Consider the following 8,041-nt stretch of genomic DNA (forward strand, 5'->3'; position numbering starts at 1 on the left):
TGTAACTCAACTTGACTGCCGAAGGGGAGATCATGGCTGCTGAGTCCGCCGCCTTCACACCGCTCACCCTGCCCGTGCTGCCGCTCGACGACGAAGTGGTCCTGCCCGGAATGGTCGTCCCCCTGGACCTGAGCGACGCCGAGGTACGGGCCGCGGTGGAGGCCGCCCAGGCCGCCGCCAGGTCCGAACCCGGCAAGCCCCGCGTCCTCCTCGTCCCGCGCATCGACGGCACCCACGCCGCCACCGGCGTCCTCGGCACGGTCGAGCAGGTCGGCCGCCTGGCCGACGGCGACCCCGGCGCCCTGATCCGCGGCCGGGGCCGGGTGCGCATCGGCGCCGGCACCACCGGCCCCGGCGCCGCGCTCTGGGTCGAGGGCACCCGCGTCGACGAGACCGTCCCCGACCCGCTGCCCGGCCAGGTGGCCGAGCTGATGAAGGAGTACAAGGCGCTCGCCACCGCCTGGCTGCGCAAGCGCGGCGCCTGGCAGGTCGTCGACCGCGTCCAGGCCATCGACGACGTGTCCGCGCTCGCCGACAACTCCGGCTACTCGCCCTTCCTCAGCACCGAGCAGAAGGTCGAGCTGCTGGAGACCACCGACCCGGTCGCCCGACTCAAGCTCGCCACCCAGCAGCTGCGCGACCACCTCGCCGAGCAGGACGTCGCCGAGACCATCGCCAAGGACGTCCAGGAGGGCGTCGACAAGCAGCAGCGGGAGTTCCTGCTGCGCCGTCAGCTCGAGGCCGTCCGCAAGGAGCTGCGCGAGATCAACGGCGAGCAGGAGGGAGAGGAGTCCGACGACTACCGCGCCCGCGTCGAGGCCGCCGACCTGCCCGAGAAGGTCCGCGAGGCCGCGCTCAAGGAGGTCGACAAGCTGGAGCGGTCCTCCGACCAGTCGCCCGAGGGCTCCTGGATCCGCACCTGGCTCGACACGGTCCTGGAGATGCCCTGGAACGAGCGCACCGAGGACGCCTACGACATCCGCGGCGCCCAGTCCGTGCTCGACGCCGAGCACGCGGGCCTGGAGGACGTGAAGGAGCGCATCACCGAGTACCTGGCCGTGCGCAAGCGGCGCGGCGACCGGGGCCTCGGCGTGGTCGGCGGCCGGCGCGGCGGCGCCGTCCTGGCCCTGGTGGGCCCGCCCGGCGTCGGCAAGACCTCGCTCGGCGAGTCCGTCGCCCACGCGATGGGCCGCACGTTCGTCCGCGTCGCCCTCGGCGGCGTCCGCGACGAGGCCGAGATCCGCGGCCACCGGCGTACGTACGTCGGCGCGCTGCCCGGCCGGATCGTGCGGGCGATCAAGGAGGCGGGGTCCATGAACCCGGTCGTCCTGCTCGACGAGATCGACAAGGTGGGCTCCGACTTCCGGGGCGACCCGGCCGCGGCCCTGCTGGAGGTCCTGGACCCGGCCCAGAACCACACCTTCCGGGACCACTACCTGGAGGTCGAGCTGGACCTGTCCGACGTGGTCTTCCTCGCCACCGCCAACGTTCTGGAGGCCATTCCGGAGGCCCTGCTCGACCGCATGGAACTGGTCCGCCTGGACGGCTACACCGAGGACGAGAAGGTCGTCATCGCCCGTGACCACCTGCTCCCGCGCCAGCTGGAGCGGGCCGGCCTCGACGCCGACGAGGTCACCGTCGACGAGGGCGCGCTGCGCAAGCTGGCCGGCGAGTACACCCGCGAGGCGGGCGTGCGCACCCTGGAGCGGTCCATCGCGCGGCTGCTGCGCAAGGTGGCGGCCCAGCACGAGCTGGGCGAGCGGGAGCTGCCGTTCACCGTCACCGACGCCGACCTGCGGGCCTTGATCGGGCGGCCGCACCACGTGCCCGAGTCCGCCCAGGACCCGGCCGAGCGGCGTACCGCGGTGCCCGGCGTGGCCACCGGCCTCGCGGTCACCGGCGCGGGCGGCGACGTCCTGTACGTCGAGGCGTCGCTGGCCGACCCGGAGACCGGCGCCGCGGGGCTGACCCTGACCGGTCAGCTGGGCGACGTGATGAAGGAGTCGGCGCAGATCGCGCTGAGCTTCCTGCGCAGCCACGGCGCCGAGCTGGAACTGCCGGTGGGGGATCTCAAGGACCGGGGAGCGCACATCCACTTCCCGGCGGGCGCGGTCCCCAAGGACGGCCCGAGCGCCGGCGTCACCATGACCACGGCCCTCGCCTCGCTGCTGTCCGGCCGGCTGGTGCGCACCGACGTGGCGATGACCGGCGAGGTCTCGCTGACCGGGCGGGTGCTGCCGATCGGCGGGGTCAAGCAGAAGCTGCTCGCCGCGCACCGGGCGGGGATCACCACGGTGATCATCCCCAAGCGCAACGAGCCCGACCTGGACGACGTCCCGGCCCAGGTGCTGGACAAGCTCGACGTCCACGCCGTCACCGACGTCCGCCAGGTGCTGGAACTGGCGCTCGCACCGGCGACCAACGGTGCGGAGCGTGAGGTTCCGGTCGCGGCGACGGGGGTACCTCGCAGGCTTTCGGCACTGGGGGAGGGCGCGGCCGGATGAGAAAAGGGGAAGGCCCGGACTCCGCCGAGTCCGGGCCTTCGTCTGTGCCTGCGGGCCCGTCAGCCGGTGGCGAGCGCCTGGACGCGGTCCAGCGCGCCGTTGAACTTGTTGTGGTCGCCGACCGTCGGTCCTGACGACGTGTACTGCCACATCGTGTAGTAGCCCCAGCCGGCCGGCAGCGTGCCCACCGTCGAGGCGTACCGGGCGATCCACAGCGGGTTGTTCGAGGCGAAGCCGCCGTAGTTGCCGGTGCACTGGGTCCACCAGCTGGTCGCCGTGTAGATCACGGCGTCCCGGCCGGTACGGGCCTTGTACGTGTTCAGGAAGTCGCGGATCCAGGACACCATCCCGCTCTGCGACTTGCCGTAGCAGGCGGCGCCGTACGGGTTCCACTCGATGTCGAGCGCGCCCGGCAGCGTCTTGCCGTCCCGGGACCAGCCGCCGCCGTGGTCGACGAAGTAGTTGGCCTGGGTGGCGCCGCTCGTCGTGTCCGGGGTGGCGAAGTGGTACGCGCCGCGGATCATGCCGACGTTGTAGGAGCCGTTGTACTGCTGGGCGAAGTAGGGGTTGGTGTAGTACGTCCCCTCGGTGGCCTTGGCGTAGGCCCACTTGACGCCGCTGTTCCACAGGGTCGACCAGGCCACGTTGCCCTGGTGGCTGGAGACGTCGACGCCCTCGGTCTGGACGGCGCGGCCCGGTACCGGGGTGCCGTGTTCGCCGTCGTGGGCCGCGACGCCCATGCCCATGTGGGCGGAGCCACGCGGCGGGACGTCGGCGGACGACGACGCGTCGGCGGGAAGGGTGAACACGAGGGAGAACGCGGCGAGCAGGATCCCGGTGACGGCGAAACGCCGTCCGCGGGCCGGTCCGGATCTGTGCACGAGCATGACGTGCCCTCCGATGGCTCGGTGGTGCTCGGTGGGGGATGCGCGAGTGGGGAGGACCCATGGATGACAGGGAGGAAACCGGGATGGCGTGCACATGCCATTCGAGGGTCCGGTGAAGACGCTACGCACGTAGAACCGGGGGTGGGAAGAGGGGCCGGGAGCCGCCGTTGGTCTAAGCCTGCGAAATACTTGGCGAGCTGCGGCGATGGCGCCCGGTGGCGGAAACTTTCAGGACCGGAAAATCGAGGCAGGGGCTGACGTGCACGAAGACGGGAACGGCGGCGGTCGCGGAGCTGAATCCCACCTGTCCGGCAGTGGTGTGAACCAACCGGAGTTCCTGGCCCTGGAGCGGGAGATGACGGTCCTGCTGCGGCGGGCCCGGGCCAACCAGGGCGAGATGGCCCGGGAGGTCCACCCCGACCTGGAGTCGTCGGCGTACGGCCTGCTGGTCCGGCTCGGTGAGTGCGGCGGCCAGCGCGCCACCGACCTCGCGGCCTTCATCGGCGTCGGCAAGGCCACGATGTCCCGCCAGCTGCGCGCCCTGGAGGAACTCGGCCTCGTCGCCCGCGAGCCCGACCCCGCCGACGGACGGGCCTGGCTGGTCAAGCTCACCCCCGAGGGCCAGGAACGCGTCGGCCGGGTCCGGGAGGCCCGCCGCGCCCGGTACGCCCGCCGGCTCGCCGACTGGGACCCGCGCGAGGTGACCGAACTGGCCCGGCTGCTGCACGAACTCAACCGGGGAATGGAGAAGTAGCACCGGCGCGCTCCGCCCCTCTCACAGCTCGGCGTAGACCACCGTCGCGTCGTCGTGCGCCTTGCCGCGCCCGAGGAACGCCCGGCCGCCCGCCGCGTCCGCGCGCTCCAGCTCCCGTACCCGGTCCACCAGGGCCTGCGCGCCCTGCTTGCGGACCAGCGCCAGGCAGTCCGCCCAGTCGCCCTCCCCGAACGTCTCCACCCACCGCGCGGCCCCGTCCGTCAGCGCCGTCAGCGACCGCACCCCCTCGCGCGGCAGCGTCCCCGTCACGGCCCGCGCCGCCACCCCGGGATCGGCCGCCGCCGTGAAGAAGCCGCCCTCCTTGTTGCGCAGCCGGGCGTCGATCATCGCGTCGGTCGCCAGGGCCGAGCGGGGCAGCCGGGCCAGCCGGTCGTCCAGGACGGGCGTGAGCGTGCCGTCCGGAGCCTCCAGGAGCAGGGTCGAGTCGGACAGGACGAGGTACTCGACCGCGGCCGGGGACCAGCGGGCGAGAACCACGGTTGCCTGCGGTGTACGCGGGTGAGAAAGGTCACAGGTTTCCCCGTGGGCCGCCGCGGTACGAGCGAGGGCGCGGAACAGGGCGTCGGCGAGGGGAAGATCCGGGAGTGAAACGGTCAGTTCGGTCAGCGCTCCACCCAGGCGCGCCGTGAACCAGGGCACGGAATGCAGACACCCCGTCGCGGTCCGGGGTGGGGTCACGCCGTCCAGCACGACGAGTGAACCGCCTTGCCCCGAGGCCGGTAGTCCGACGCTCGCGAAGTCCTCGTTGGGCCGGTCGGCCAGGCCTGGTTCCGAGACGAGTTCCGTACGCATCCGGCCAGTCTGCACGACCCCTTCACAGCGTTCGCAAAAGGCTGGCACCTTCCGCGACTTCTCCCGGAATCGGCGAGGCGACGCAGGTCAGGCGCCGGATTTGGGAGGGAATTCCATCCTGCGGCGGCGCGCGGCGGCACATAGTGCCACCGCCCGTCGCAGACGTCCAACCGGCTTGCCGCGCGACCGTGCGGCACGAGCCAGGAGAACTTGCCCCTCAACTCCCCTCCGGGGTTCACTCCTTCGGGTGGCGGGTCGGATGATGCGCGCTCACCGCCCACCGGCACTGGGAGGGTCGGGAATCGGTGGGGGGCCTGCCCCGCTCACACGGTCTCCCCGCCCGACGCGCTGCCGGCCGGGGAACGTGCCGACGTCCGGCGGAGGGTGCCCGCGCCCCCGACCGGCCAGTTGACGGAGCGCCACCCGGGCCCACGGGTACACGAGTCAGGAATGCGAGCACCGGTGCAGAAGACGCGGCCTCGTCGCACAGGCAAGCAGACGGCCCCCGCGGGGAGCGCGGAGCACACCTCCGGCACCGCCGGAAGCTCCACCCCTCCTCCGCCGCCGCAGGCCCCCGTCGGCAAGGGCCGCCCCACCCACGTACGCAACCGCCTGATCGTCGCCGTGGCGGTCGTGGCAGCCGCCGTCGCCGGGGCAGGAGCGCCGTCGGTCGTGGCCGCCTCCGGCCAACTGCACGACTCCCAGGAACTGGTGACGCTCGCCGAGCAGACCCAGGGCGCGCTCACCCTCGCCCACTCCCTCGCCGACGAACGCGACGAGGTCACCCCGTACATCGCGGCCGGCCGTCCCGAGTCCAAGGCGCCCTCCGAGCAGCGCAGCGCCCGCGTCGACCGCCAGGTCGAGGAACTGCGCGCCGACCCCGACACGCCCGCCTCCCTGCGCGAGGACCTCGACGCCGTCGCCGCGCTGCGCCGGGCCGCACTCACCGGCAAGAGCACGGCGCTGGAAGCCCACGAGGCGTACTCGGAGGCGATCACCGAACTCCACGCCCTGGCCGAGAAGCTGGGCGAACAGATGCCGCCCCGCGCGGGCTCCGGTGCCTACGCCCTCGCCGAGCTGGACACCGCCGTCCAGCAGGCCGCCGCCACCCGGGGACTGCTGCTCGCGGCCCTGAACGTGCCCAGCACCACCCAGACCGTCATCGACCCGATCACCGGCCTGCCCACCGAGACGTCGACCACCTCGGACGCCGACGCCGAGCAGCGCGACGCGCTCTCCGCGGCCGCCCAGCAGGCCCGGGTCCGCTCCGACGCCGCCCTCGCCGACTTCCGCGAGGGCGCCCCCAAGGAGGCGCGGAGCAGCTTCGACGCCACCGTCGCCGGACCCGACGTCAACTCCGCCGAGAAGTACCTCGCCGGCCTCACCGACGAGCCGACGCTCTCCGACGGCGACCTGCGCACCAGCACCAAGCGCCTCGACGCCGCGCTCTCCGCCCGCGTCGACGCCATGCGCGGCGCCGAGGCCGCCCTGTACGAGAAGCGCGTCAAGGCCCTGGAGCAGCTGCGCGACGACGACGTCACCGCGCTGGAGATCCGGATCGCCGTCCTCGGCGCCCTGATTCTGCTCGCCGTCGGCATCGCCACCGCACTGGCCCGTACCCTCACCCGCCCGCTGTCGGTCCTGCGCCGCGGCTCGGCCCGGCTCGCCGGAGCGGAGGACCCGACGGCCGAGGAGCCGGTCGCCTTCACCGGCCGCAACGACGAGTTCGCCCAGGTCGTCCGGTCGGTCAACGCCCTGCACACGCACGCCGCCACGCTCGCCGGGCGCGTCGCCACGCTGGAGTCCGACCGCAAGCACCTCGTCGGCCAGCGGCAGAAGATGGCCGACGCCCGCGAGGAACTGCGCGCCGAACTCGCCGAATCCGCCGCCCAGCTGGAGGTGGTGCGCAAGAGCATCGGCTCCACCTTCGTCAGCCTCGCGCTGCGCACCCTCGGCCTGGTCGAGCGGCAACTCGCCGTCATCGAGAGCCTGGAGGAGCGCGAGCAGGACCCGGACCGGCTCGCCACCCTGTTCAAGCTCGACCACTTCGCCACCGTCATGCGCCGGCACAGCGAGAACCTCCTCGTCCTGGCCGGTACCGAGCACGTCCAGCACAGCGCCTCGCCGGTGCCGCTGGTCGACGTGGTCCGGGCCGCGGTCAGCGAGATCGAGCGGTACGAGCGGGTACGCATCGCCGCACTGCCGCCGCACGCCCACGTGGCCGGGTTCGCCGCCGACGACCTCTCCCACCTGCTCGCCGAACTTCTGGAGAACGCCACCTCCTTCTCGCCGCCGGACCTGCCCGTCGAGGTCTCCGGCTGGCTGCTGGAGAACGGCGAGGTGATGCTCTCCGTCCAGGACGAGGGCATCGGCATGGCCACCGAACGCCTCCAGCGGCTCAATGCCCGCCTCACCGACTTCGACCCGGAGGCGCCGTACGAGCGGGAGGGCGAGGAGGGCGAGGGCGGTCTCGGCCTCGGCCTCTACGTCGTCGCCCGGCTCGCTCACCGGCACGGGGCGCGGGTGCGGCTGCGGGAGCAGAAGCAGGGCGGCGTCGCCGCCGTCGTCGTGCTCCCGGCCCCCCTGCTCGCGGCGGCCCCGCCGGCCGCGCTGGCCCCGACCGTGCCGGTCTCCGAGGGCACCGGCTCCTTCACCCTGCCCGGCGCCGACGCGGAGGCCAACTCCAACGTCCTGCACGGGCGGGCGGAGAAGTCGGAACAGGCGGACCCGGACGCCCCGAAGGACGCCGGCCCCGGCCCGGAGCCCGACACCGACCCGTTGGTGGCGTCGGCGGAGGAAGCCGTACGCCGCGCCGGGGTGGACACGGACGCGTCACTTGGCGCATCGGGCCCGGACACGTCGCCCGTGTCGCCCACGGACCCGGGCTCGGACCCGCAGGTGCCCGGCGCCGACCCGTTGGTGGCGTCGGCGGAGGAAGCCGTACGCCGCGCCGGGGTGGACACGGACGCGTCACTTGGCGCACCGGGCCCGGACACGTCGCCCGTGTCGCCCACGGACCCGGGCTCGGACCCGCAGGTGCCCGGCGCCGACCCGTTGGTGGCGTCGGCGGAGGAAGCCGTACG

At 73.3% G+C, this 8,041-nt stretch carries 5 protein-coding genes; 3 read left to right on the plus strand and 2 right to left on the minus strand.

Features of this window, described 5'->3' with window-relative positions; translation table 11 throughout:
* The first annotated feature begins 32 nt into the window (after positions 1-32).
* The gene (gene lon / locus AB0P07_RS21160; protein ID WP_365552686.1) at positions 33-2,504 is read left to right on the plus strand and encodes an endopeptidase La; all 2,472 of its coding nucleotides are present in this window, start codon (positions 33-35) and stop codon (positions 2,502-2,504) included.
* 59 nt (positions 2,505-2,563) lie between these two features.
* On the opposite strand, the gene AB0P07_RS21165 is transcribed toward lon, so the two are convergent.
* Complete coding sequence (locus AB0P07_RS21165) at positions 2,564-3,391, minus strand: lysozyme (protein WP_365552688.1); 828 nt, start codon at positions 3,389-3,391, stop codon at positions 2,564-2,566.
* A 259-nt stretch (positions 3,392-3,650) separates the two neighbouring features.
* On the opposite strand from AB0P07_RS21165, the gene AB0P07_RS21170 reads away from it, so the two are divergent.
* Positions 3,651-4,145: a MarR family transcriptional regulator gene (locus AB0P07_RS21170; protein WP_061442572.1), complete on the plus strand. Its 495-nt coding sequence runs from the start codon at positions 3,651-3,653 to the stop codon at positions 4,143-4,145.
* 21 nt (positions 4,146-4,166) lie between these two features.
* On the opposite strand, the gene AB0P07_RS21175 is transcribed toward AB0P07_RS21170, so the two are convergent.
* Positions 4,167-4,958 (minus strand): hypothetical protein, encoded by a 792-nt coding sequence (locus AB0P07_RS21175; RefSeq protein WP_365552690.1) that lies wholly within the window; start codon positions 4,956-4,958, stop codon positions 4,167-4,169.
* A gap of 462 nt (positions 4,959-5,420) precedes the next feature.
* Between AB0P07_RS21175 and AB0P07_RS21180 the strand changes: the two genes are divergently transcribed.
* Positions 5,421-8,041: nitrate- and nitrite sensing domain-containing protein (locus AB0P07_RS21180; RefSeq protein ID WP_365552692.1), on the plus strand; the 2,621-nt coding region annotated here is incomplete at its 3' end.

The sequence above is a fragment of the Streptomyces sp. NPDC085944 genome, from assembly GCF_040686295.1.
Taxonomy (GTDB): Bacteria; Actinomycetota; Actinomycetes; order Streptomycetales; family Streptomycetaceae; genus Streptomyces; species Streptomyces salinarius.